This window comes from Brevibacillus borstelensis (assembly GCF_036700025.1).
GTDB lineage: Bacteria > Bacillota > Bacilli > Brevibacillales > Brevibacillaceae > Brevibacillus > Brevibacillus borstelensis.
On the sequence record NZ_CP144922.1, the window covers coordinates 1717307 to 1743142 of the forward strand.

The 25836-nt window shown below is 50.3% G+C and carries 26 protein-coding genes, 3 tRNA genes and 1 riboswitch; of the genes, 21 read left to right on the forward strand and 8 right to left on the reverse strand.

Annotated elements, in window-relative coordinates:
• From V5G20_RS07835 to istB, 12 genes are all read left to right on the forward strand, one after another.
• Entirely contained in the window at positions 1–1317 is a 1317-nt protein-coding gene (locus V5G20_RS07835) for a serine hydrolase domain-containing protein (RefSeq protein ID WP_031931862.1), read from the forward strand.
• 157 nt (positions 1318–1474) lie between these two features.
• A complete protein-coding gene (locus tag V5G20_RS07840; protein WP_003388971.1) occupies positions 1475–1693 on the forward strand; it encodes a hypothetical protein in 219 nt (72 codons plus the stop codon).
• 170 nt (positions 1694–1863) lie between these two features.
• Positions 1864–2193, forward strand: a complete 330-nt coding sequence (locus V5G20_RS07845; protein ID WP_338463324.1) for a VOC family protein — start codon at positions 1864–1866, stop codon at positions 2191–2193.
• A 147-nt stretch (positions 2194–2340) separates the two neighbouring features.
• On the forward strand, positions 2341–2571 hold the full coding sequence (locus V5G20_RS07850; RefSeq protein WP_003388974.1) for a hypothetical protein: 231 nt from the start codon (positions 2341–2343) through the stop codon (positions 2569–2571).
• Between the two features lie 271 nt (positions 2572–2842).
• On the forward strand, positions 2843–3913 hold the full coding sequence (gene rsgA, locus V5G20_RS07855) for a ribosome small subunit-dependent GTPase A (RefSeq protein WP_338463325.1): 1071 nt from the start codon (positions 2843–2845) through the stop codon (positions 3911–3913).
• A 192-nt stretch (positions 3914–4105) separates the two neighbouring features.
• A riboswitch (purine riboswitch) is annotated at positions 4106–4206 on the forward strand.
• A 186-nt stretch (positions 4207–4392) separates the two neighbouring features.
• Positions 4393–4986 carry a xanthine phosphoribosyltransferase gene (locus tag V5G20_RS07860; RefSeq protein ID WP_003388976.1) on the forward strand — a complete coding sequence of 198 codons (594 nt, stop codon included), beginning with the start codon at positions 4393–4395 and terminating at the stop codon, positions 4984–4986.
• Positions 4987–5092: 106 nt separating this feature from the next.
• Positions 5093–6400 (forward strand): nucleobase:cation symporter-2 family protein, encoded by a 1308-nt coding sequence (locus V5G20_RS07865; RefSeq protein WP_122957889.1) that lies wholly within the window; start codon positions 5093–5095, stop codon positions 6398–6400.
• A 580-nt stretch (positions 6401–6980) separates the two neighbouring features.
• Positions 6981–7451, forward strand: coding sequence for a hypothetical protein (locus tag V5G20_RS07870; RefSeq protein ID WP_338463326.1), 471 nt, complete (start codon positions 6981–6983; stop codon positions 7449–7451).
• A 59-nt stretch (positions 7452–7510) separates the two neighbouring features.
• Positions 7511–8119 (forward strand): hypothetical protein, encoded by a 609-nt coding sequence (locus V5G20_RS07875; protein ID WP_122957891.1) that lies wholly within the window; start codon positions 7511–7513, stop codon positions 8117–8119.
• An 87-nt stretch (positions 8120–8206) separates the two neighbouring features.
• A complete protein-coding gene (locus V5G20_RS07880; RefSeq protein WP_025845625.1) occupies positions 8207–9427 on the forward strand; it encodes an IS256 family transposase in 1221 nt (406 codons plus the stop codon).
• Positions 9428–9611: 184 nt separating this feature from the next.
• On the forward strand, positions 9612–11120 hold the full coding sequence (gene istA, locus V5G20_RS07885; protein WP_024985261.1) for an IS21 family transposase: 1509 nt from the start codon (positions 9612–9614) through the stop codon (positions 11118–11120).
• Positions 11117–11860, forward strand: coding sequence for an IS21-like element helper ATPase IstB (gene istB, locus V5G20_RS07890; RefSeq protein ID WP_227278642.1), 744 nt, complete (start codon positions 11117–11119; stop codon positions 11858–11860). Before istA ends, istB begins: the two co-directional genes overlap by 4 nt.
• Before the next feature lie 261 nt (positions 11861–12121).
• Here istB and V5G20_RS07895 read toward each other — a convergent pair whose 3' ends face one another.
• Entirely contained in the window at positions 12122–12991 is an 870-nt protein-coding gene (locus V5G20_RS07895; RefSeq protein WP_122957892.1) for a LysR family transcriptional regulator, read from the reverse strand.
• Positions 12992–13254: 263 nt separating this feature from the next.
• On the opposite strand from V5G20_RS07895, the gene V5G20_RS07900 reads away from it, so the two are divergent.
• From V5G20_RS07900 to V5G20_RS07915, 4 genes are all read left to right on the forward strand, one after another.
• Positions 13255–14427 (forward strand): 2-methylaconitate cis-trans isomerase PrpF family protein, encoded by a 1173-nt coding sequence (locus V5G20_RS07900; protein WP_122957943.1) that lies wholly within the window; start codon positions 13255–13257, stop codon positions 14425–14427.
• A 155-nt stretch (positions 14428–14582) separates the two neighbouring features.
• A complete protein-coding gene (locus tag V5G20_RS07905; RefSeq protein WP_170208330.1) occupies positions 14583–15584 on the forward strand; it encodes a Bug family tripartite tricarboxylate transporter substrate binding protein in 1002 nt (333 codons plus the stop codon).
• 41 nt (positions 15585–15625) lie between these two features.
• Positions 15626–16102 carry a tripartite tricarboxylate transporter TctB family protein gene (locus V5G20_RS07910; RefSeq protein ID WP_327986160.1) on the forward strand — a complete coding sequence of 159 codons (477 nt, stop codon included), beginning with the start codon at positions 15626–15628 and terminating at the stop codon, positions 16100–16102.
• A 16-nt stretch (positions 16103–16118) separates the two neighbouring features.
• Entirely contained in the window at positions 16119–17639 is a 1521-nt protein-coding gene (locus V5G20_RS07915) for a tripartite tricarboxylate transporter permease (protein WP_122957895.1), read from the forward strand.
• A gap of 27 nt (positions 17640–17666) precedes the next feature.
• On the opposite strand, the gene V5G20_RS07920 is transcribed toward V5G20_RS07915, so the two are convergent.
• From V5G20_RS07920 to V5G20_RS07930, 3 genes are all read right to left on the reverse strand, one after another.
• Positions 17667–19397, reverse strand: a complete 1731-nt coding sequence (locus tag V5G20_RS07920) for a protoglobin domain-containing protein (protein WP_327926059.1) — start codon at positions 19395–19397, stop codon at positions 17667–17669.
• A gap of 210 nt (positions 19398–19607) precedes the next feature.
• The gene (fosB, locus tag V5G20_RS07925; protein WP_035989751.1) at positions 19608–20033 is read right to left on the reverse strand and encodes a metallothiol transferase FosB; all 426 of its coding nucleotides are present in this window, start codon (positions 20031–20033) and stop codon (positions 19608–19610) included.
• 185 nt (positions 20034–20218) lie between these two features.
• Positions 20219–20443, reverse strand: a complete 225-nt coding sequence (locus V5G20_RS07930; RefSeq protein ID WP_003388981.1) for a hypothetical protein — start codon at positions 20441–20443, stop codon at positions 20219–20221.
• 133 nt (positions 20444–20576) lie between these two features.
• On the opposite strand from V5G20_RS07930, the gene V5G20_RS07935 reads away from it, so the two are divergent.
• The 4 genes from V5G20_RS07935 (at position 20577) to V5G20_RS07950 (ending at position 21553) form a co-directional block, all read left to right on the forward strand.
• Positions 20577–21053, forward strand: a complete 477-nt coding sequence (locus tag V5G20_RS07935) for a hypothetical protein (RefSeq protein WP_003388983.1) — start codon at positions 20577–20579, stop codon at positions 21051–21053.
• 183 nt (positions 21054–21236) lie between these two features.
• Positions 21237–21313 (forward strand) — tRNA-Arg (locus V5G20_RS07940).
• 65 nt (positions 21314–21378) lie between these two features.
• A tRNA-Pro gene (locus V5G20_RS07945) sits at positions 21379–21455 on the forward strand.
• Between the two features lie 15 nt (positions 21456–21470).
• Positions 21471–21553, forward strand: a tRNA-Leu gene (locus V5G20_RS07950).
• A gap of 139 nt (positions 21554–21692) precedes the next feature.
• Here V5G20_RS07950 and V5G20_RS07955 read toward each other — a convergent pair.
• The 4 genes from V5G20_RS07955 to V5G20_RS07970 form a co-directional block, all read right to left on the reverse strand.
• Positions 21693–22505, reverse strand: coding sequence for a HipA family kinase (locus V5G20_RS07955; protein ID WP_024982838.1), 813 nt, complete (start codon positions 22503–22505; stop codon positions 21693–21695).
• Positions 22506–22639: 134 nt separating this feature from the next.
• Positions 22640–24046, reverse strand: a complete 1407-nt coding sequence (locus V5G20_RS07960) for a nucleoside recognition domain-containing protein (RefSeq protein WP_039071064.1) — start codon at positions 24044–24046, stop codon at positions 22640–22642.
• Complete coding sequence (locus V5G20_RS07965; RefSeq protein WP_003388986.1) at positions 24024–24752, reverse strand: FeoB small GTPase domain-containing protein; 729 nt, start codon at positions 24750–24752, stop codon at positions 24024–24026. The genes V5G20_RS07960 and V5G20_RS07965 overlap by 23 nt, the downstream gene beginning before the upstream one ends.
• Positions 24753–24756: 4 nt before the next feature.
• Positions 24757–24999: a FeoA family protein gene (locus V5G20_RS07970; protein WP_003388987.1), complete on the reverse strand. Its 243-nt coding sequence runs from the start codon at positions 24997–24999 to the stop codon at positions 24757–24759.
• Between the two features lie 286 nt (positions 25000–25285).
• On the opposite strand from V5G20_RS07970, the gene V5G20_RS07975 reads away from it, so the two are divergent.
• On the forward strand, positions 25286–25657 hold the full coding sequence (locus tag V5G20_RS07975; RefSeq protein ID WP_003388988.1) for an ArsR/SmtB family transcription factor: 372 nt from the start codon (positions 25286–25288) through the stop codon (positions 25655–25657).
• Positions 25658–25836 lie beyond the last annotated feature (179 nt).

The following is a 25836-nucleotide window of genomic DNA, read 5'->3' on the forward strand; positions in this document are numbered from 1 at the left end:
GTGAGTGCAGGCCAGTGGCCGCTTTTTGAGGAGTATATGTCCCGCAAAATGGAAGAGGAGAGAATCGCAGGGGCGGCGGTTGCCGTCTCCCGGCATGGAGAGCTGCTGTTTCAAAAAGGCTTCGGCGTGCGCGATCTGGAAACGAAGGAACCGGTCACGCCGGATACGGTATTTGGCATCGCATCCGTGACGAAGTCCTTTACGGCGATGGCGGTCATGCAGCTGGCAGAGGAAGGGAAGCTGTCCATCGAAGATCCGGTCAACGCTTATTTGCCGGAATTTTCTCTGGCATCGCTAGAGGACACCTCCAGCGTCTGCATTCATCATTTGCTGAGCCACACGACCGGCCTTGCGCCGATTCGCCGCAGAGAGGAATTGTGCAGGCTGTCGGACCATCTGGAGTACCTGGCCGGGGAGCCGCACGAGCTGCTGGGCAGACCGGGCGAGTATTTCAGCTACTGCAACGACACTTTTTTGCTGCTGGGGCTGATTGTCGAGAGAGTGACAGGGCGCCTGTTCCGCAGGCATGTGACCAGCAGGCTGCTTGACCCTTTGGAGATGAACCGCTCCACCTTTAGCCTGGAAGAGGTGAAACGGCTGTCCGACGTATCGGTTCCTTATGTCAAGGATTCGGACGGCAATGGCCTGAAGAGGGCGGACTGGCCCCTGCTGGGCAATTATGAGGTAGGGGGAGGCATCCGCTCCAATGTCCGGGATTTGCTCAAATACGGTCAGCTTTACATAAACGGCGGATATTGCCAGGGGGAAAACATCGTCAGCGAGGCTTCGCTCAGACGGATGTGGCACCCGGTCCACAAGATCGGCAGAAACACGTACTACGGGTACGCGCTGAAGTCGACTCTAGGCCGGGAAGGAATGACGCTTGTCGAGCACGGGGGCTCGCAGCCGGGCGTTTCGTCCCACTTCGGCTTTGTGCCCGAAGAGGGAATTGTCGCGGTCGTCTTGACCAATGTCGCGGATGTGCCCGTCCGGGATTTGTGGCTCGCTGCTGTCCGCAACGCCCTGGGCCTTCCGTTGGAGCAGCAGGAGAAAGAGCCGGAATACGAGGCATCTGTCGAGGAGCTGGAGCGCTTTGTGGGCACCTATGCCTGCGCGGAAGGCAGCAGCGTACGTATAACCTTTGCAGGCGGAATGCTGCAAGCGGAAATGGCCGGCGAACAGTTCGCGCTTCGGGCGAGTGACAGCCGTACGTTGGTCATCCGGAAGCACGAGATGCCGCTTCCGTTTTTCTGGAAAGAGGGAGAAAAAGCATGGGCTGTTCTCCTTGGTTCTCGGATGTTGACGAGAAAGAAATAGCGGTTCGCATGGGCTTGTTCGCATGCGGAAACAAGACCTCTTTGGAGGGCGAATGCAGGCACGAATGCTCTGTAGTCCGCTCTTTGAAGGGGTTTCTTGCTTTTATCAGGCGTGTTCGTTATAATGGGAACAAATGTTCTTGTGTGGTGGTGACATCATGAGAAGCGAATTGGAGCGATATTGCCAGCGGCAGCAGACGGTCGAGCTGATCTACTTGAGCCGCTCCGGCGAGACGACCAAGCGAGCTGTAAAAATTATTGCGGTAAACGGAGACCGGATAAAGGCGTACTGCTATACCCGCCGCGCATACCGGGTGTTTTGTCTGGCCAACATCCTGGCAGTTGCACCTCGCGACGATCAGGCAGCGGGCATGTGAGGAGGCCTGTCTGTTTATTCTGGGGAACCTATGCGTAGGCACGGTCATCCGTGTGCAGAATGTATGGTATATGGTATGGTAAATACGGCTACATTCATCTTTGCGACTACATTCATTTACTACAGGAGGCACATCGTTATGATTAAAAAATTGCTACAGTGGCTGTTTACGTGGAGGATCAGGCGAAGGCTCGCGAGTTTTGGACCGAGAAGGTGGGGTTTGTCGTACATCGAGACGAGCCGATGACCCCCAATGCCTCGTGGCTGGAAGTCGGTCCAGAGGGAGCCGAGTCGCATCTCGTCATCTATCCCAAAGCGATGATGCCCGGATCTGAGCAGATGAAGGCCTCGATCGTATTCGAATGCGAAGACATCGACAAAGCCTATCAGGAAATGAGCCAAAGGGGCGTAATCTTTTTGGAGGAGCCAAAGAAAATGGCCTGGGGCAGCTTCGCCCGGTTCAAGGATGCGGATGGAAACGAATTTCTCTTGAAAGGCTGATACCACTGTTGCTCTATCGTTCTGTGACTTGCGGCAGCATGGCGGGTGCGGGCATTGCGTAAACCAGCATTGCGTGAACCAGAACTGCAACTCGTGCTATACTGTTAGGACAGGTAGAAAATAACAGAACGGAAGGAGAGCGATGGAGTGGAGATCTTTATTGGCGTACTTGTCGCATTTGTGCTGCTCATCGGATTTATGTCGCTAGCCTTTAAGAAAGAAGGACCTGGAAGACGTCATGCCTCCGGAGGAGACTCAGGCGGAGCCACGTCGTTTTACAATGACAACGACAGAACCCGCGATTCCGACAGCTCCTGGGGAGACGGAGGGTCCAGCGACAGCGGCGGGGGAGATGGCGGCGGCGGTGGTGGCGACTAGGCCGTTTTAAAAAATTTCATGCCGCCGATGGAAGCTGTCAGGCATCCGTGTTACAATGATTGGGAAATCATGACGTACGGATCGGGGAACCGGTCTGAAAGGAGAGATGTTTTATGGTGTGCATGATGATTGTCGAGAAGAGCATTGCAGCAAGGGTCACAGGAAAGATCCTCCTTTCAGTCGGGCAGTAACCGTTCTTTAAGTGAGGATTTCCTGTGGCCGGTTTTGGAAAGACATCCAAATCAAAACCGAATGCAGGAGGAATCCGCACGTGAACCAATATCTAAAGTCTTTGGGTTGGAACGATTTTCTTGCCGGCCATGTTTCCCCTTTTATCGAGCAGGGATTTGAAGTAGGGCGTATCGCTCTTGAACATAAAAGGCTGTATCGGATTTTAACCGAACACGGCGAGCTGTTGGGCGAGGTTTCCGGAAAGCTTCGCTATGAAGCCGCTGGCCGAGAAGACTACCCCGCTGTGGGCGACTGGGTAGTGATCAGCGCCCGGCCTCATGAACAAAAGGCCACGATTCACGCGATTCTGCCGCGCAAAAGCAAGTTTTCCCGAAAGGCTGCCGGCGAAGGCGTCGAAGAACAGATCGTCGCTACCAACGTGGATACCGTTTTTCTCGTGAACGCTCTAAACAACGACTACAATTTGCGCCGCTTGGAACGCTATCTGATTTTGGCTTGGGAAAGCGGAGCCAGTCCCGTGATTGTACTGAGCAAATCCGATCTGTGCGACGACCTGGAAAACAAGATCGCCGAGGTAGAGTCAGTGGCAGTCGGAGTGCCGGTCCATGCGATCAGCTCGGAGCAGGGAGAGGGGCTCGATGCCTTGGCACCGTATTTGGGAGAGGGGAAGACAGTCGCTCTTCTCGGCTCTTCAGGTGTGGGGAAATCCACCTTGATCAACCGCCTGTCCGGAAGGAATGTCCAGCTCGTCAAAGAAGTACGCGAGGGAGATGACCGCGGGCGGCATACGACGACCCATCGCGAGCTGTTTCAGCTGCCTGGCGGCGGCCTGATGATCGATACGCCGGGGATGCGCGAGCTGCAGCTCTGGGAGGGAGACGAAGGCTTTCGCGATGCCTTCGACGACATCGAGACGCTGGCCGCCCAGTGCCGCTTCAGCGATTGCCTCCACGCCAAGGAGCCCGGCTGTGCGATTCGGCTGGCGATCGAAGAAGGCACACTGGATCGTTCCCGTTTTGACAGCTACCGAAAATTGCAGCGAGAGCTGGCCCATCAGGCGCGCAAAGAGGATGCCAGGATGCGGGCAGCCGAAAAAGACAAATGGAAAAAGATCAACATGGCTCTCCGGCAAACGAAGCCGAAGCGGTAGTTGTCTGCCGCGTCTGCAATCACAATCGGATCGGTGCCTTTTACACACCGGATCACATTGGCCCCCTTTGCAAGGCAAGGGGGTTTTTTCTATGTATGGCCGTTTCATTTTCAGCACGGGCTCGTGCTTTTCCTGAATCCAAAAAAATACGCTTGCCCCTTTCATAGCGGATATGATAGATTTGTCAGTATCAATTGAACATAGCTGATGACTCGTATAATTTTGGGAATTGGCCCATGAGTTTCTACCGGGTGACCGTAAATCGCCTGACTACGAGTGAACGAGCGACCAGGAGTTAGTCCTTTACCCGTAGCGGGAAACAGCCTCCTGCTGTCGCTTGCACGTTTTCGTGACCCCTGAAGGGATGTGCCCGGAGGGACAGGTTTCACTTGGAGTCGGTTTGAAAGACCGGCGAGTGGACTGTCTCGTCTGGGCTTTTTTGTTTCCATATAGATGAAAAATGGATAGGAGGAAATCGTGTGAAAGAATTGCAAGAGCGAATCATTCGGGACGGGCGAGCGCTGTCCGAAACTGTATTAAAGGTGGATGCTTTTCTTAATCATCAGGTTGATGCGGAGCTGACGATGAAAATTGGGCAAGCATTTGCGGATCTTTTCCGTTCGGAGAAAGTGACCAAGGTCCTGACGGTGGAGGCGAGCGGTATTCATTTTGCTCTTGCAACGGCGTATGCGCTGGGGGTTCCATTCGTTTACGCGAAAAAGAAAAAAGCGGTGACACTCTCCGATGACGTGTACTCTGCGCCTGTCTATTCCTTTACCCGGAAGGAGAACTACCAGATCAGCATCGCCAAGCAATACCTCAGCGCAGAAGAGCGCGTCCTGATCGTGGATGATTTTCTGGCGACAGGAGCAGCTTTGGTTGGACTGACACAAATCGTCGCAGATGCCGGCGCTCACCTCGTCGGCGTGGGTGCTGTCGTAGAAAAAAGCTTCCAGGAAGGAAGAGGATTGCTGGAGAAAGCAGGCGTCCGGGTGGAATCGCTGGCACGGATCAAGTCGATGAAGCCGGGAGAAATTCATTTCGTAGAGACAACGCCGGTTCACACATCCTAAAAGCACCACATGATACATGCTGCTGTCGTGATCAATCGCGATTTACAGGTACTGTATAGCAAATCAACATATCCTGCGCAGTCAATAAAGGAGAGGAGTTACGTTCATGTTGTCCAAACAAAAAACGCTCACGCTGGGCATGCAGCATGTGCTGGCGATGTACGCCGGAGCGGTCATCGTTCCTCTGATCATCGGGGATGCGCTGAATTTGACCCCGACGCAGATTGCATACCTGATCGCCGCCGATTTGTTTACCAGCGGGATTGCGACACTGCTGCAGGTGATCGGTACGCGCTATACCGGCATCAAGCTTCCTGTCGTTCTGGGCTGTACCTTCACAGCGGTCGGACCGATTATCGCCATTGCGTCGTCCAGTAACCTGGCCACGGCCTATGGAGCCATTATTTTATCCGGATTATTTGTCGTGCTGGCCGCTCCGCTGTTCGGCAAGCTGCTTCGGTTCTTTCCTACCGTTGTACAAGGTTCCGTGGTTACGATTATCGGGTTGTCGCTGATTCCTGTGGCAATGAACAATGTGGCCGGAGGAGCGGGCAATCCCGATTTTGGACATCCGCGCAATCTTCTCTTGGCACTGGGGACACTGGTTGTCATCCTGCTTGTCAATCGCCTGTTTAGTGGCTTTATTCGCGCTATTTCAGTGCTGATCGGACTTGCAGCAGGCACGCTGGCCGCGTACTTCATGGGAATGGTCAGCTTTGAAAGCGTGGCATCCGCTTCCTGGGTGAGCGTCGTTCAGCCGTTTTATTTCGGCGTACCTGAATTCAATATCGTTGCCATCGTGACGATGATTCTCGTCAACATTATCAGCATGGCGGAATCAACAGGAGTTTACTTCGCATTGGGCAAGGTGACCGATAAAGAAGTGACGAAGCAAGATGTCGTCAAAGGGCTGCGCGGGGAAGGCGTGGCGATTGCGCTCGGCGGTATTTTCAATGCGTTCCCGTATACGGCCTTCTCGCAAAACGTAGGGCTCGTCTCGCTGACCGGCATCAAAAGCCGCGACGTCATGATCGGTGCTGGCGGAATCCTCGTCGTGCTGGGACTTTTGCCGAAGCTGGCCGCCCTGACGACGATCATTCCCGACCCGGTGCTCGGAGGAGCGATGATCGCGATGTTCGGGATGGTTGTAGCGTCCGGCATCAACATCCTGTCCCGCGTGGACCTGCGCCAAAACGAAAACCTCCTCATCGCGGCCTGCAGCATTGCTGTAGGACTCGGTTCCGCAGCAGTTCCAACGATGTTTGACCAATTGCCGAACATGCTGAAAATGCTGATGCAAAACGGCATTGTCACCGGTTCGTTGACCGCGGTTATTTTAAATATCGTGCTCATTCATACGAAGAAAGAGAACAGGCAGCCTGTTCCGGCAGCCTCGACTGTTCCAGAGGTGTGAATTTATTTTCGTTTCAAGAAAAAAAGATGCTCCCATGGTTTTACCAATGAGGAGCATCTTTTTTTCTTGGGACAGAAGAACGTGTGAAATTGGGAAATTACCCAAAAAGGGAATTCTTGGAGGTGAATTTAGGGCTAAATAAGTTCGACATTTTTTGTTCATTGCTCGAAAACCCAAACAGAAATAAATACCGTAGCATATTATCTTCTTAATAACAAATAACCCGTAAAGTAGCACTGTTTTTGATTGCCTTAAAATCAATGATAATTTAGTCAATTTCCATTAATGTTACTTTTTTGTAACCAAACATTACCTTTATTTTACTATTATGGGTTTTGGATATAGCTCACAAAGAATTGTCGAAGTGGCTTACTTCTTAGGTTATTACATCAGCTTATTAAATACAAATGGTAAGGAGGTGGCCATCTGGAAATATATCTAGTTAGGTTTTCTTGTTTTTAGATATCACCAAGTGAAACTAATGGCAAAAAAGTAAGGGACCATCGATCAAGACTTTTTAGTAGGTTATTTGTGTAAATAGGTAATTGCCTTAGGGTTAAGTAGAAAGGGGATTGTTAAAATGAAAATTGGAAAAATTAGTTTGACGATACTACTTACCTCATTTTTTGTCTTAATATTTAGTTCATCAAGTTTTGCCAAAACAAAAGAAGGCGGAGATTCTTTTCTATCACACTTTTACCATCCAGACTGGGGGTACAAAAATATCTATTATACAGTACATACTATTGAGGAATATTATGTCTATACAAAATATGATGAAGTTGAGTTGGATCATCATCATGCAGTAGCTATCGGCAAAACTAGCGGATACCCCTATAGTCTGGAACTTTATGTTTCAGGAGTATACAAAGATGACGCTGGAACAATTGGAAAAATTAATGCTTCTGATTGGAGATGGAGAGATCGGTTAACAGATTATATAACCGATCGTGGTGAAACAGTATATGGCGGGGGGAATACAAAAACTTTTTATAGTACCGTAACCGACAGGCCAAAAGTTACTTTTACCAGTGGTGCTGTTGCAGACTGAATCTATTATGGCAGTACAGATGAAATAAGAATGTCGTTATATTAAAAGGAGTGACAAGTATGAAAAAGACGTGGGTTTTGCTCTCTGTGGTTGCCGTTGTGTCGCTAGGCAGTATCTCATATTCATTAGCAAACATTGAATTAAATGACCATGATAAAGGAACTGAATTCGCCAAGTATTACAAAAAAGCTTTGGAGAAAAATAATGATAACAAAATCACTATAGATACCGAATCCGAAAAAATCAGCCAAGATGAACTAACAGATAAACTAGCAAGGTACCAAGCATATTCAAAAGCTTTTGGCATCAAGCTAACTGAAGAAGACGCTATGAAGAAATTAGAAGAAAGAACAGTTCTTGCGGAATATGCAAGAGAACATGATATTTACCCTACAGAAGAAGAAATTAAAAAGCATATCAAGGAAATGGCTGATTCCTATAAAGAGCATAAATATGATGTTGTTGCTGGTATCATTGAAGGACTGGATATTACCGAGGATGAGTTCTTCTTTGAATTCTCAAGAGACGGTTATGAAGAGGAGTTGGTACGGTTGAACATACTCAACAAAATAAAGTCGGAGAATGAAATGTTAGATGGGGAGGATGAAATCGAGTATCACAAAAGGATGTTAAGTAAACTTAATGATTTGATAGAAGAATTAAAATAGATCATAATGCGGGACTGTAAAATATTCTGTGTAAACTCTCAAAACCTATTACAATAAGAGAAAGGTTGGTTTGAGAGGATGACACCTATGGCGAGATTTAGTAAGGAACAAGTGAAGGCGTTTGTGAAGGAAAACAACCTCAAGACGATGGACGATGTGCAGTCGGCACTGAAGGAACTGTTTGCAGAAACGCTGCAGTCGATGCTAGAGGCGGAGCTTGACACGGAACTCGGCTATGAAAAGCACGATGTGAAGCGAAAGAAAACAACAAACAGCCGTAACGGGAAGACAAAGAAGACGGTGACAAGCGAATACGGCGAGGTGGAGATCGCGGTGCCACGTGACCGTAATGGCGAATTTGAGCCCGTTATCGTGAAAAAGCATCAGTCTACCGTTACCGGCATTGAGGACCAAATTATCGCCATGTATGCCAAAGGTGTCAGCACACGGGATATTCAGGACCATCTGAACCATCTGTATGGAATTGACGTTTCTCCTACCATGATCTCCAATGTGACGAATAAGATCGTGCCACTCATCAAAGAATGGCAGAACCGACCGCTACAAAGCATCTATGCGGTTGTATTTATGGACGCCATTCACTACAAAGTCAAGCAAGACGGTGCTATTGTGAACAAAGCGGCTTATATGGTCATTGGCATTGATTTGGACGGCAACAAGGACGTATTAGGCATGTGGATTGGAGAGAATGAATCCTCAAAGTTCTGGCTGAGCGTACTGAACGACTTACGGAACCGTGGGGTTCAGGACATTCTCATCACCTGCGTGGATAACCTAACGGGCTTCTCTCAGGCCATCTCTGCCTGCTATCCGAATACGGAGATCCAAAAGTGCATCATTCATCAAATCCGCAACTCGACCCGTTATGTTTCTTACAAGGATCTTAAGAAAGTGACGGCGGATTTAAAGCCAATCTACAAAGCGGCAACAGAAGAGGCTGCCTTACTGGAATTGGATCGTTTTGAGGAAACATGGGGTAACAAATATCCCCTCATCGTTCGCTCTTGGCGTACCAACTGGGACGAGCTAGCTACTTTTTTCAAGTATCCACCAGAGATTCGTAAATTGATCTATACGACCAATATGATTGAGAGTTACCATCGGCAACTCCGAAAGGTGACGAAGGGCAAGAGCATTTTCCCCACCGATGAAGCCCTGCTCAAAATGCTCTATTTGGCTACCATGGACGTCACCAGGAAGTGGACTGGACGAGTGCAGAACTGGGGGCAAATGCTCCTCCAGCTCTCCGTTTTCTTCCCGGATCGGATCGGCCAATACTTACGCTAGTTTTTTATTCCAAAAGGGTTTACACAAAATACTGGACAGACCCCATAATGCGAAGCCCCTTATGTGAATGCTAATCTAATAATTGACCACCTAGTGGTACATTGCTCATAAAAAAGTTGACCACCTGAGCACCTCTTTCCTGTATCTTGAAGTTGTCGGACCACAAGATATAGGAGGAAAGGAAATGCTTCAGATGGCTAATTACGAGTTTATCAGGAAACAACACATTCTGCTAGGAAAGTCGATTCGCCAAATTTCTCGAGAGACCGGCTATTCCCGTCAAGTGATACGAAAGGCTTTGAAATCCTCTGAGATTCCTGTGTATCAGCTTTCAAAACCGAAGCCAAAGCCAGTCATTGATTCTGTCAAGCCCATCATCTTGGAGTGGCTGCATCAAGATGAACAAGCTCCCCCGAAGCAGCGTCATACTGCCAAACGCATTTACCAGAGACTCGTTGACGAACATGGATTCACCGGCGGTGAATCTACTGTACGACGCTACGTCAGAGAGTTGCGGGTTTCTCCCCCTAAAGCATTTGTCCCTCTCGATTTCCCGCCAGGGCGCTTTGCTCAATTTGACTGGGGTGAGGTTACGGTTCATTTACAAGGGAAACAAGTAAAGGTTCAAGTCTTTTGTATGCGTTGCACATACAGCAGAAAGATTTTTATCAAAACATTTGCTCATCAGAAGCAAGAGGCTCTTCTCCAAGGTCATGTAGATGCTTTTGAATTTTTCGGTGCTGTTCCCCAAGTCATCACATACGACAACCTGACAACAGCCGTTAAGAAGGTATTGGAGGGTAAAAATCGCGAGGAACAAGAGCGATTTACTCAGCTACGTGCCCACTACCTGTTTGAAAGCTATTTCTGTGATCCCGGAAAAGGGCATCAAAAAGGCCAGGTGGAAAACCTCGTACAGTTTGCTCAGAGGCAATTTTTTACCCCTGTACCCAGTGTTTCTTCTCTGGAGGAGCTCAATCAAATCCTCCTCGAAAAATGTATCTCTTACGAGAATACAACCGTTCCAAGGTCTTCACTAACGGTTGGAGAAGCATTTGCTCAAGAGTTGCCTATCATGCTTCCATTGCCTCCACGGCCATTGGATTGTTTCCGTGTTGTACCCGTGAAAAGCAATACGCTATCCATGATCCACATTGAGAAAAATGCCTATTCCGTCCCCGTTTCCTATGCATCGACCCAGCTTACTTGCCGAGTGTTTGCTGAAAAAGTTGAGGTGTATCACGGAAAAAGCCTGATTGCGACGCATGAGCGGTGTTTGGAAAAGGGAAAGGAGATTTTGCAATACGATCATTATCTGGATTTACTTCTTATTCGTCCAGGAGCAGTTCTTTATGCTAGACCATTGCATCAGGCAGGATTACCCGCCATTTACCAAAAGTTCTTGGACAAGTGCCGCAACCGACCAGGAGGGATGAAGGAGTTCGTTCGACTCTTGCTTTTGCACCGTGAATTCGATACTTCTCTTGTCGAAGAAGCACTGGAGGAGGCCTGCCAAAAAGGGATGTTCCAATATGATGCCGTAAGGCAATTATTGTTTCAGCGAACATTGCCGGAACACCGTCTACCCCAACTCTCGTTGGTGGAGGATAGCTCTGTTCCACGTATTCAGGTAAAGGCCCCAGATCTTAGCCAGTACAATCGTTTGTTACAGAAAAGGAGTGTGGTTCATTGAGTACGAGTTTCTTGCTTGAAACCTATGCGAAACGCCTTCGCTTACCTGCGATTAAACGTGTCTATAAGGAAATTGCCCATGATGCTGCTGAACGGCAAATTCCCTACGAGGAGTTCCTCTTAGCCCTACTAGAGCAAGAAGTTCAGCAAAGGGATGCTAACCAAATCGCCAGTCGCATCAAGCATGCCAAATTCCCTTCTATGAAAACGATCGATCAATTTGAATTCTCAGCCATTCCGTCTCTCAACAAGCCCAAATTGCTTCAACTGGCTCGCTGTGAGTACATCGAAAAGACAGAGAACATCATGTTTATCGGAAACTCTGGCACTGGCAAAACTCATCTCTCCATTGCACTCGGGAAGGAAGCTTGCCATCATGGCTATTCCGTCCAGTTTTGGACTGCCGCTAAAATATGCAATGAGCTTATGGAAGCTCAGTCCCAAAAGCGAATTCTCCAGCTAGAGAGGCAATGGTTGAAAACAGATTTGATTATTTTGGATGAAGTCGGGTTTGTCCCTCTCAGTCGGACCGGGGCGGAGTTATTATTCCAATTTTGTGCGGCCCGCTATGAGAAAGGAAGCATGATCATTACCAGTAATCTGGAATTTACGGAATGGACACAGATTTTCAAAGATGAGCAAATGACGTCAGCCCTGGTTGATCGGCTTACCCATCGTGCCCACATCTTTGCAATGAATGGGGACAGTTATCGCTTTAAACAGAGCATTCAAAGATCGTGATCATGAAAAAGTTACCCACCCGACGGGTGGATTGATTTTTGCCATGGTGGTCAATTTTTTGATGAGCACTGTGGTCAACATTTTGGTTGACATTCACACCCTTAGAACAAGGGGAGCAATCAGTATGTGACTTCAACAGTTTCAAAGGTGTAAACGGACAACGCTCCAATTGGATAAGCAGAAACAAATACGAACACACAAAAAAGATACGAAGGGTGCCCCGCCGTGAAAACACGGATGGGCACCCTTTTTTTGAGCCTTTCATCTGTATGGATGTTCTCTCTCCTCCAAGAAATTTACAAACGCTTTGACCACGGAAATCTCCAGGGATTCGTTGCGAAAGATCATCCAGGTTCTGCGGACGACGGGGACGCCATCCTTCGTCGTGCAGCGGGTGACGTACAAATCTTCGTTGGGGTCCAGCAAAATGCTGGGCAGGATCGCATAGCCGAGGCCGTTTATCACCATTTCTTTGCAGGTCTCCATTTTGTCTACCTCCATGGAGATCAGGGGCGGGTCAGAATAGCGTTCATGCCACCAGTTGTCGATCAGCTTCTTTAAGGAAGTATCCGTGTTGTAGTAGATGCGGGACAGATTGGGCAGGTCCTCGATGTCGATTTCGTGCTTGGAAACGATGAAAATTTCTTCGTCCATCAGCAGCTTGCGCTGATCGGGCCAATTGTAATCGCCGCGAATGATGCCGAGATGCACTTTTTGCTTGTAGACGGAGTTGATGACCTCCTCACTCCATCCGGAGGTAACGTTAAATTCTACATCGGGATACTGCCGGTGGAAGTCCTTCAAGATAGATGGAAGCTTGTAGCGGGCAAAAATGCTGGAAACGCCCAATCTCAAGGTTCCTTGCACTTTGTCGCCCATGTTTTGCAGGGCTTCTTTTGTCTTGCGCAGATGAAGCGTCATGTCGCGGGCGTATTTGACCAAATGCTCACCCTGCGGCGTGAAGGTAACGCCTCTTCTGCTGCGATAGACGATGGTAATGCCAAACTCCTGCTCCAACTGCTGCAGCCGGTAAGTAAGCGCCGGCTGCGAGATGCGAATTTTCTCCGCAGTTTTGGTGATATTCTTTTCGTCGTACAGCGTCGTTAATATGACCCAATCTCTGTCATCCATATGGTTCCAACTTTCTTTCAATAAAAAAAGTAGTGAAATTGGCTAAAAACGGAATGGAAAAACTTATCGTTAATTGTACAGAAAAGTCATGAATGATCAACATTCTTTTTTAAAACGAAAAACAAAAACATAAAAAATACTTATGGATCTTTATAAAAAATAAGTATTTTTTTTATTGCTTTTCTTTGGCTACTATTGTTGTAGAGTTAAACGAATATTCATTCTCTTTAATCTGTACTATCATGAAGGAGTTGGAACAACAGATGTACGTTTATGGGCAAATCTATCGAATCCCAAGCACGTTGGTGCGCGGGGGTACCAGCAAGGGGCTCATCTTGCGTACGGTTGATCTCCCCAAAGACCCGGTTGCCCGCGACCAGGTGATCCTGAAAGTGTTCGGCAGTCCCGGAAACAACCAAATCGACGGGATCGGCGGGGGAACGCCTCTGACGAGCAAGCTTGCGCTCATCGGACCGCCTGCCAGCCAGGATGTTCACATCCATTACACATTCGGGCAGGTCAGTCTGGAGAAAAAAGTGATTGATTACCATGTCACCTGCGGGAACATGGCGTCGGCAGTCGGGCTGTATGCGGCGGAAGAAGGATACGTGGAATTGCAGGAGCCGTTTACACGAGTTCGCATCTTCAATACCAACACGAACAGAGTGATTGAAGTGGAGGTCCCGGTCGTAAACGGGCAAATCCAGTACGAGGGGGACTTTTCCATCGCAGGAGTGTCTGGCACCGGAGCGAAAATCATGGTGAATTTTCTCGATACGGGGGGAACCTTTTCCGGCAGGACCTTGCCCACTGGAAATCCGATAGACACCATCGCATTGGATGACGGCAGAAAATTCCCGGTGACGATCATCGATGCGGCCAACATCCTCGTGTTTGTTTTGGCACAGGATGTCGGAGCGACCGGAACAGAGCTGTCCAAGGACCTAAACGGAAATGCCCGCTTGCTGGAAACGCTAGAGAAGATTCGCGTAAAAGCCGGAGTGATGCTCGGAATCATTGAGGATGAAACGACGGTCACCCCTGCGACACATGCTCTGCCCAAGATCGCGATGATATCCGCAGCCTGTGATTATCAGACCGAGGACAAGCAAATGGTACGGGCGGACAGCCTCGACCTTTTGGGACGCTATCTTTCCATGGGGACGCTGCACAGGGCTTTTGCAGTCAGCGGTTCCATCGCTTTGGGAGCGGCCGCGAACATTCCGGGCACCCTGCCGAACCGGTTGGCGAGGGGCACGGAAGCCGGCCTTCGGATCGGCCATCCCACAGGGACTTTGTACGTAGAAGCGCAGGTAGAACGAGAGGGGGAGGACTGGAGTGTGAAGCGGGCCGCCGTTGGACGGACTGCGAGAAGGCTGATGGATGGGTATGCCTACGTTCCGGTCTCGTCTTTGACAAGCGTGGTTCAAGCGTAGCGGCGAAGGGACGGGGGTTTCCCCGCCTCCGCAGAAAACAGTCGGCTCTTTGCAGACGACTGGAAGCGGTTTCAGCATGATCGGTTCAACCCCGATTAGTTTCATTATGATTCATCAATACCCTTATCCCGATTTGGTTTATGAGGAGGACTGACATGAAACGAACAGCGATCTGTTTATCGCTTACACTTGCTCTTGCCTTTAGTCTTATCGGCTGTTCCAGCCAACCGTCGTCTACGGCTGGCGGTTTGACGGAAGGCTACCCGAAACAGCCCATCGAGATGGTCGTTCCTTTTGGCGAAGGCAGCGCAAGCGACACATTTGCCAGAAAATTCGCCGACTTGCTGAACAAGCAAACGGCTCAGCCGGTTCAGCCGCTCAACAAGGATGGCGGCGGCGGTCTCGTCGGACTTCTTTACACATACAAACAGAAGAATGACGGATACACCCTATTGGAAATCACGCCTTCGCACGTCATTGCCGATGTGCTGGGAAAAGGGAAAAACATCAAATTGATGGAAGATTTCGAACCTCTTGCCCGGATCCAGAGCGATATTTACCTGCTGTCCGTCCCGGCAAATAGCGGGATCAAGGACTTCGACGACCTGGTAAGGCAGGGCAAAGACAAGGAAATATCCTTCGCCGGCATCAGCCCGGGGGGGCTGGACGACTTGACATTGAGCGCTCTGGCTGATGCCACCGGAATCAAGATCAAGTTCATCCCTTACAAGTCCGGTTCAGAGGTCAAAGCGGCGGTTCTGGGCGGAGAAGTCGACGTGTACTTCGACAAGCTGATCTCAGCGGTGTCATACATCCAAAACGAGAAGGTAAGGCCGATCGTCGTGCTGCATGATGAACGGGTGACGCAAATCGAAGAGTTGAAGGACACCCCGACAACGGTGGAAAAGGGGATTGATTTGACGATAGGCTCCTGGCGCGGATTTGCCGTAAAAAAAGATACGCCAGCCGAGGTGAAGCAGTATTTGATCGACAAAATGAAAGCGGTTTATGAGACGGACGAGTACAAGGAGTTCGCCAAACAAAATTTGGCAGATATTCGCGAGGGGTTCCTCGGCCCGGATGATTTCAAAAAAGAGTGGGAAGAGCAGTATCAAATTTTTGACAAAATTGCCCAAAAAACCGGGCTGAAAAAGTAGGATAAGCGGTTTTCCGCCGCTCTTCTTCGGAGGTGACCATAATGGGAGAAATCGTGTTTCATGTTCTGCTGATTGGAGCAATCGGCTACTTTTTCAAAGAGTCGCTTTTCATCGATACGGCGCGGGCCAGCGATCCGATCGGCCCGGCAGGTTTTCCGCAAGGCATTTTGATCCTGGCGATTCTGCTAGCTCTTTTCTCGTTTTTCCAGACAATCCGAAAGAGAAAAAAGAGTACCGGGGAGCAGCATCGGCCGCCTGAGCTTTCCAAGGAGTTTGTCGGGCTGCTGGTCAGCATCGCCGCCTTCGTGCTCGCCGTGGATATCATTGGCTTTCTGATTGCCTGCTTTCTTCTGCTGCTTGTTCTTCTCTTGCTGCTCGGAGAAAAAAAGGTGGGAAAGGTAGTCGGCCTATCGGCGGTCATTTCGATCAGCTTTACGCTTTTGTTCGGCAATCTGCTCAGTGTTCCGCTGCCAAGAGGAGTGGAAGCGCTCAAAACGCTGAGTTACTACATCTACTGAGAACGGGGAGAATATCATGGACATCAATTTATTTGCCGAGGGTCTGGCGACGACCTTGTCCCTTGGCAATTTGGCACTCATCCTGCTGGGCATGCTTCTGGGAGTGCTGTTCGGGTCGCTGCCCGGCATCAGCTCCTCCATGGCCATCGTGCTCATGCTTCCGTTCACCTATTACATGGGAATCATTCCCTCTATCATCCTGCTCGTGTCCATATATGCAGGGGCAGCGTACGGCGGCTCGATTACCGCGATCCTGTTCAATACGCCGGGCACTCCCGAAGCGGTCGCCACAACGTTTGACGGTTATCCCATGGCCAAACAGGGCAAAGCGGGGCGGGCATTGGGTTTGTCTATCAGCGCTTCTGCTTTTGGCGGTATCTTTTCCGTATTTGTCATGCTGTTTCTCTCTCCGCCGCTGTCGCAGGTGGCACTCAAAATCCAGAGCGCCGAGTATTTTGCTCTCGCATTTTTAGGCATAACGGTCATTTCCGCCATCGGTTCGAAAAACATGACAAAAGCGCTGATTTCCGGTTTGCTCGGGATTGCAATTGCGATGATCGGGATTGACCCAATCGTCGGCACGGAGCGTTTTACGTTTGGCCAGATTGAGCTTTTGAACGGGATCGAGTTCATTCCGATCATGATCGGCGCTTTTGCGCTGGGCGAAGTGCTGAATCAGGTGGCGGAGAGAGCAAAGACACAGAACTTTACGACCACCGAAAAAATCAAGCTGGAAGGGTACAAGCTCAAAGATTTGTTCGTCCATAAGTGGTGCGTGTTAAAAGCCTCCGTGATCGGGACCTTGATCGGAATCCTGCCGGGGACCGGCGGTTCGATCGCTTCGATTGTGAGCTATGGAGAAGCGATGCGGTCCAGCAAAAACAAAGAGAAGTTTGGCAATGGAGCAGAAGAGGGCGTGATCGCGCCGGAAGCAGCCAACAACGCCGCGGCCGGCGGAGCGATGATCCCTACGCTGGTGCTCGGGATTCCCGGGAGTCCGACCACCGCCGTTATCCTTGCGGCGCTGACTCTTCAGGGCCTACAGCCCGGACCGCAGCTGATGACGGAGCAGCCGCTGATGCTGTACTGCATTTTCTTTGCGATGCTGATCGCCAGCGCCATCACGTTTATCGGTGGGCGCGTAGGCGTCAGAAGCTTCGGTCTGGTTCTCAAGCTTCCGTATTCCATACTCGCCTCGATCATCATCGGCTTGTCCGTCATCGGTTCGTACGCGGTTTCCAACAACATGTTTGAGGTGTGGCTGATGCTCGCGTTTGGACTGATCGGGTATTACATGAAAAAGTACGAATTCTCCCCGGCTGCGCTGATTTTGGGGTTAGTTCTGGGAAAGATGATGGAGGAAACCTTCCGTCGGCAGCTCCTGATCACCGACGGAGACTTCACTTCTTTTCTCACGCAACCGATATCGGCGGTCATCTTGCTGATGGCTGCAGTGTCGCTGTTGTACCCGCTTCTCTCAAAATCATTTTCACTCGGGCAAAACAAGCGTAAACCCCAGGCAACTGAAGTGAAGTAAATGGGCTTCATCGCTGCCAGGACATGCCTATAAGCTGTCAGCCAACTCATCCAGGCACCGGATCACCGCTTCGGACACCTCTTCCAGACGGGAGAAAGCCGCTTGTGCCTCCTGGTGTCTGCCTTCCTTTACATGGAAGAAGATAGAACGTACCAGCTCGTGAAATTGGCGATGCGGCTCCTCGAGCTTTCGGAACGTTTCCAGAGAGCCGAGCGAGCCGTTTTCTTTGGCCGCGTCGTACCATGTCCCCAAGCGGCATTGGTGATGGTTGACGAGTTCATTTTCTTCGATCTGGTGGTATCCGAGCATGAAGTTGTAGAGCCACCACTTCCACAGCAGGTGATCGGTCTTGACGATTCGCAGGTAGTGCTTGTCCCGCAGGGAAGAGGTTTGGCTGATGCTGAGTTTATGCAATTCGTTGACAGCGACGCCGATGTCGTACACGTTCTGGCCGGCGGTGGACACATTGGCTGCGATCAATTCCATGTTTTCCTGAACGCTGGAGACGCGCCTGGTTATGTCGGAGGTGGCGGCGGACTGTTCTTCTGCGATGGCCGCGATATGTTCCGTAGAGCGGCTGACCTCTTTGATGCTCTCCACAATCAGGTTGAATAGCTGAATGGCCTCCCTTGTATGGGCGACTCTTTCATCGATCTGTCCGGTCATCCGCTCAGCCGTTTGGCCTACCAGATTGGCATCCGACTGAACATTTTGAATGGTGGCGGTGATCGTTTGGACGGAGGATTTTGTCTGTTCCGCCAATTTCCGGACCTCCCCGGCCACGACCGCGAAGCCCCGTCCTTGTTCCCCCGCCCGCGCTGCCTCGATCGATGCGTTGAGGGCGAGCAGATTCGTCTGATCGGCGATGGAACGGATCATCTCCACGACCTGGGATACTTTGTCAATCGACTTTTGCAACTGGGCGATTTTCGCTTTGGTTTCGTAAAATTCTTCTGCCATGGCCAAAAAGTCGGTGAGGGAGGAGGCGATAATTTCCTTGCCCCTGTCCGCTTGTTCCATGGCGGACAGGGCATTTTCCGCTACCTCGGCTGACGATTGGGCCACCTTTTGAACGGACAGGGAGAGCTGCTCCGCAGCGGTGCTCACATTGCCAGCCTCGTCGGTGGTGCGGCCGAGCCTGTCCAGTACGTGTTTGATTTTATCGATCTGCATGACGAGCTCCAGCACATTGCCCAGCCGGTCAATTACCTTGAAGTCGTTGTCCGCCTGATACGATTCCAGCACGATTTGAGAGTCGAGCGTTATGACCTTGAGCAGTGCGAGAAGGGCGTCAGACAGCTCCGCGGGACGTTTGGCGTAAGCGCTGACGATGGCTGGCACCAGATGTTCGTAGACACGCAAATACGAGCCCATGTACCACTCAGGGGCCAATCCGATTTTGCTATGAATGACACCGATTTTTTCCCGGCCGGCAATATAGTCCTCAGTCAGTTCTCCCGTGGCGAGCGATTGCAAGTAGCGGCGAAAAGAACCGGACAGCCGCTCAATCGTCGTGTTTTGGTCGATGATCGACAGAAGCTCGGGAAATTCGCCCAGCATGCGGTAATGCTGATCGGTAATGACAGGCGTTACCTCCTGCAAGAGTGGCTGCAAGCGACGGATCATCTCCAGATCGTGATTGGTCAGATGCAAAAATTTGACCTTGCTCTCAATTCGCTCGGGGGGCTCCACGTCGCTATCCTTGATCGGGAAGGCTCTGCTATTGGATGCGATTGAATTCGAATGTTTCCATAACATGAAAAATACCTCCGCTGTCGTAAAAATGACCTATTCCTGACAAGGAGATAGGCCGGTTTTTACACTGTTGTCTCTCACCGTTTTATTTGTGGGGAAAAAAGCTAATAAAATAGTTCTTTTGAACTAGTCTACCATGGATGACAAGCGGGAAAAAGGAAATTTCTCATGAATGGGAAGATTTTGCCACTAATTAGTCCGTAGCGTTTGGTATTAGTCAAAAAAAGTCATGTGAGGCTTGGTTTCCCGGTAGTAAGCCAGCCGATCCTCCCTGGTGCCGGTATGCAGCTCAAACTTGTGGCCATCCGGGTCTGTAAAGTAAATCGACAGCTTGTCCCGCTCATCCCGCTCGCGCCCGGGCAAAATGGCAGCACCCGACGCTATGAGATGATCTTTCCATTCTTCAAACTGCTTCTCCTCCACAGAAAAGGCGATATGTGTGTACGACTGGTGAATTTCATTGCGGGGGATGTCTGTCTCTTCATTTAGGGCGAGCCACAGGCCGTTTAAGTCAAAGTAGGCCAGCTTTCGGCCACGGACAAGCAGCTTGGCTCCAAGTGCGTCCTGATAAAAGCGGATGGAACGCTCCAGGTCGGAAACAGAAAAAAGCAAATGATTGATACCTTGCAGTTGCAACATGCGAATACAGCCTTTCCAATAGGTTTGCTTCTGCTATTGTAACTGGGTGAACGTGCAGAAAGCAAAAAGACACCCCTGACTTATGCCAGGTCGGAAACGCGCTGATTATCGGTTGTTTCCTTGCAAAAAGCTCTTGGGTCTCTGGGAAAGGCAAAGGGCAGACCGCCACGGATCTGCCCTATTTTTCAGGCTTGCTGTCCTTGCTGTTGAGACTGTGTCTGGATCGTCGATTGCACCTGGGAGACCATCGTTTGCGCCTGGGCAATCTCTTCGGAAGCTTGCTTGAGTGCTTGCTCCGCCAATTGCGGGTTGGCGGCGGACTGTTCAATCGCCTGCGTAATTAGCGTTTTGGCAAGAGTAGCGGATACCTCCGCCTTTTTCAATTGGTCGGTGTTGATTTGTGCTGGCACGAGCACCATTCCTCCTGTTCGTCATCATCTGTCTCATTTAGATTGTCCGCCCGGAGGAAAATTATGTGGCATGACAGCAGCACAACCGTGCAGAAGGACAGATGCATACCTTTAAAACAGGAGGTGTTTGCGGATGAACAAAGCATGGATACGGGCGATTGCAAGGGCCGAGGATTCGTTTTGGACGATCGTCTTTTCGGCCAGGAAGCGAATCGGGGAAAGAGGAGTTTTGCTCCCGGAGCGCTTCAATTCCAAGGTAAAAATCAAGCGGTACTTGCAAAAAAGCATGTCTGCTTGTCTGGCGGAGCGAGTGATCCGGAATCTGCAATTGAGAAGGATTGGGGGACGTCTGGCCATACCCGTAGGGGACGGAATTGGAGCGCCGCCCATTCTCAAAAAGAAATTGCTCTCTCATGCAAAAGGCAGGGTGACGATCGCCGTCTGGTTTGGCTTTGACAAGGACGACCGGTTTTTCCGCGTGTATCAATTGCGCCGAAACGCAAAGGGACAATGGATTGTTTACGGACGCCATCCATTGGACTATCCGTTCAACCGATCTTTTCGAAAGGTATCGACGGGCTGCTGCTCTGCCTGTATCAATTGCGCGTAAATGAGCGGCAGCGGTCTTCCTGTACTCGCAAGCGAAACCTGCCTGTATCGGGGTGAAAAAAGCAGTCTTCCCGGGATGCAAGGGGAAGGAAATGAGGAGGTGGTAAAGATTTTACTTGCTTTTTTACATAAAAACATGTATATTATTGAATTGTCGCCTAGGTGCGACAAAATCAGACAAAATGTGCCCTTAGCTCAGCTGGATAGAGCGTTTGACTACGAATCAAAAGGTCGGGAGTTCGAATCTCTCAGGGCACGCCATTTGCCTCAAAAAGCTGGTTTTCCGAAAACGATATCTTTTCGGGAACCTGCACCACAGTCAATGTCGGGAAGTAGCTCAGCTTGGTAGAGTACTTGGCTTGGGACCAAGGGGTCGCAGGTTCGAATCCTGTCTTCCCGACCATCGAATTTCATACGTGCCGGTATGGCGGAATTGGCAGACGCGCGCGACTCAAAATCGTGAGGGAAACCGTGGGGGTTCAAGTCCCTCTACCGGCACCAATACATATTGTTTGCAAGGTGGGAAACAGTGATCAACTCCTGTTTCTCATCTTTTTTTTATCGAATATTTTCTGTACACGGCTGGTCGGCAGGGAGATGATCCGCTGCCTTTTCAGGAGCGCTTTCGACTTGAGCAGCTTCAGGTAGCAGGCCGGATGTGGGCCAGGACATCGTTCATGATGGCGGGCAGCGTTTTTTGTCTTGCGCACAATAACCTCTTGATATAGGCTTTCTCCGATTTTTTCAAGTATTTTTGCGGTACCTTGTTTATGGCTCTCTTGATATCCTGGGGAGACAAGGCTTGTATTTTTTCAACCATTTGCGAAACCAGTGAACGTTTGTCCGATGTGAAGCGTTTTAACCCGGCTGGAATGCGCAACTGCTTTTTTCTTCTGTTGGTACGGGGAAAGAGGGCCCCGCTTCTCTGCGGTCGGCGCGCTTTTTTGGTCTTCCACCTCTCCGGCGATCCAAACAGAGCAATGCCGTGATCGATCAGGTACCAACGGTAGCGATCATCGGCTTGATTGCGGTATAGAATCAGGTTTCGGTTGGTCCGATCCGGATTCATGATCCAGGCATCGAAAACCGCAAGCTGAGCCAACAGGTCTGATTGATGGACATGCTGCTCCGGGTTCCGGTGAACCTCTGGCGAAGCTTTCTTCCACGGGATCACTTCCTTTGCCGTGGCTTTCAAGGAAACAATCCCCCGTTTTTTCCATCCTCTTCGCCCTTTTACTCTGATCTCCTTTACCTTGGCTGCGGGGAGTCCGACAAGCTTGGCAAGCTCCGCTGCGATATACTCGTTTGCGAGCAGAATACGATAGTTTTTCCGCTGTCTGGTCACCGGGAATTTAAAATACCCCTGCGTTCCCTCTCGGTTTTTCACGATCCATATTTCTCTTCCGTATCTGTTGCGAAGAACCTTTTTGAACTTCCATTTCCATCGTCCCACAATGGTCCTCCTGAAAACATAAGTTTCATACAGTGTATGTGACGAAAGGTTATTTGGAGGTGAAAAAAGAAGGAAGGCGGCCAATAAGGGCCGCCCAAAATCGTTTGCTTCCATTTTTTCTTGTCGAAAAGGAGTTATACCCAGCCAAATGCATAGGCAATCTGTGTCGTTGCATACGTGACCGCAATGGCGATGCAAAGCGGAATGGCTGCCGAGAGCACCGTCCATTTGACGCTTTTTGTTTCTTTGTAAATAGTAAACAGCGTGGTTCCGCAAGGGTAGTGCAAAAGCGAAAACAACATCATGTTCAGCGCCGTAAGCCATGTCCAGCCGTGTGCCAGGAAAATATTCTTGATGTTCGCCGTGCTTTCCAGATCGACCATCGCGCCGGAGGAGAGATAGCCCATCAGGAGGATCGGCAAAACGATTTCATTGGCAGGCAGGCCGAGCAGAAAGGCCATGATGATATAGCCGTCCAGTCCGAGCGCGTGAGCAAATGGATCAAAGAACGAAGCCATATGTGCAAGGATGCTGGCATCTCCTACCGTGATGTTGCCCAAAATCCAGGTGATCACCCCTGCCGGTGCCGCAACAATAATCGCGCGGTTGAGAACACTCAGCGATTTGTCCTTGGAGGCGAGGAGGACGGTTTTCAGAATTTGCGGCTTGCGAAACGGCGGCAGCTCCAATGTATAGTGCGTCGGTACACCGCGCAGCGCAGTCTTGGACAAAATCCAAGAGACGGCAAGCGTCACGACGATGCCGATCAGTACCATTCCCATCAGGACCAGAGCTGTTACGAGCGTGGTGTACTGACTGGCGACGCCTGCAGCCATAAAGAGGGAGGCCAACAGGATCAAGGTAGGCCATCTGCCGTTGCAGGGAACGAAGTTGTTGGTCAGAATCGCGATCATTCTCTCGCGGGGCGACTCGATGATCCGCGTCGACAGAATCGCAGCCGCATTGCAGCCGAATCCCATGGACATGGTCAATGCCTGCTTCCCATGGCCCCCCGAGCTTTTGAACAAGCGGTCCATGTTAAAGGCGACTCGCGGCAAGTATCCGAAATTTTCCAACAGGGCGAAGATCGGAAAGAAAATCGCCATCGGCGGAAGCATGACGGAGACGACCCAGGAGGTCCCGCGATACAGCCCCAGAACCAGAACGCCGTACAGCCAATCCGGCGCATGAACAGCCTGGAATCCGGCAGTCAAATAGTCTTCGATTACGCCAAAGAAAGAGGCTAGCATCGAAGAGGGAACGTTGGCACCAGCGATCGTCAGCCAGAAGACCACGCCAAGAATGGCCAGCATGATGGGAAAACCCCAGATGGGAGAAGTCACGATGCGGTCGAGACGATACGTCTGCTCCAGCCTTTTTTTGTCCTCGTACTTTACGGCTTCGTGGCATATGGAATGAGTCGCTCTGTAGATGTCGCCGACGATCTCGTCGCGGATCGACTCTCCGTTTGCCAGCCTTTGCGCCATTGCATAGAGAGCATCTAGCGAATCCGGTTTTTCAGTGGCAAGAGGCGTTCCCAAGCTGCATCACCTCCCCGGCTTCCGCCGCTGGAGCGCCCGCAGGCGACTTCAGTGTGGAGATGAGATCCGTGTCGCCGTCTAGGAGGCGAAGCGCCACCCAGCGCGGAGGAAACCGGTTCCCTAAAAGGCGGACGACGTGAGGCTCCAGCATTTTGATTTTTTCTTCGATCTCCCGGCTGTACACGATTGGCGCAGGCTCAGGGATCAATTGTCCTGAAGCGACTTGCCCGACTTTTTCCAGCAGTCCGTCGATGCCGATTTTTTTGCGGGCCGAAATCGTTGCGACTGGTACGCCAAGCCGTTCCTGGAGCTTTGCGACATCGATGCGCACGCCCAAACGCATGGCTTCGTCGATCAAATTGATGCAGAGGACGACCCGATTGGTCATTTCCATTACTTGCAGCGCAAGATTGAGATTACGTTCCAGCGAAGTCGCATCCAGGACGACAACAGTAACATCGGGCTGTTCCAGAATAATATAGTTTCTCGCCACTTCTTCGTCAGTGGAGTTGGAATACAGTGAATACGTGCCGGGAAGATCAATGATCCGATATGCCTGGCCTTGGTATTCAAAATGGCCGGCAGCCATCGTGACGGTCTTTCCGGCCCAGTTTCCCGTATGCTGGGACAATCCGGTCAGGGCATTGAACAGCGTGCTTTTCCCCGTGTTTGGATTTCCTGCCAGAGCGATTGTTTTTTCCATCATGTGATTACACCTCCAGCAATTCTGCGAAGATCAGACCGCTTTCCTCTTTTCTGAGGGCAATCGTTGTATTGTTTACGCGAAAGGCAGTCGGGTCTCCGAGCGGGCTTTTTTGCAGAACTTCCACCACGTTTCCGGGGACAAACCCCAGATCGAGCAATCTTCTGCGAAGCACCCCTGTGACTTCCAGCTTTGTCAATCGGAGCTTGGTGCCGGTTTTCGCGTCGAGCAAACGGATTGGTGATGACATGGACACCTGCCTCCTTCTAAATAAAAGGCAAATTGCTTCCTCTTCCTTACACTATGAGCAATTGTCTATATGTTTCTCTTTAAAATTTAGTATAGACCAATATTTTTCGCTCAGCAACAAAAAGTTTACCGAGTGCAACTTTTGGGCCGGGTCTTCTCCGTCATGCGTAAAATGGGGCTGCGAGCAGGGCCGCGAATGCTCATGAATGATACAGTCGCGGACGACACCTTGCGCGAATTTTGCTATACTGACAAAAGAGGGTTTATTGATGAGGGTGGTGTGTTGGATGGGTCAGAGCGAAATGCAGGAAGCATGCGATGATACGTGTCAAGGGTCGGAGGCTTTGGACGCCGCAAGACTTGAGGATAAAATGATAGATGATCAAACGGCTGTTGATTTGGCCGATCTCTTCCGCGCACTGGGAGATCCGACGCGGGTCAAAATCATTTACGCGCTGCTGCAGCAGGAATTGTGTGTCCACGATATTTCGACGGCATTGGGGATGGGGCAGTCGGCTGTATCCCATCAATTGCGGTATCTGCGGAATTTGCGGATTTTAAAGCGGCGCAAGGTGGGCAAGACGGTCTTCTACTCGCTGGATGATGACCATATGGAACAAATTTTTGTTCAGACCCTGCAGCATCTGAAGCACGAATAAGCAAAAATAGCAGATGTTTTAGGAAAACTCGGTATCTGCCGGGTTTTTTTATTGGGAAAAGGAAAGGACATGCACTCAAAAAAGCTGACGAGGCTATTTTGCGAAATCTTGCCATGGGAGAAAAAAGGGTGTTGACTTTTCGGACGATGGAAAAATATGATAAGGGTGAGATTTCAAAT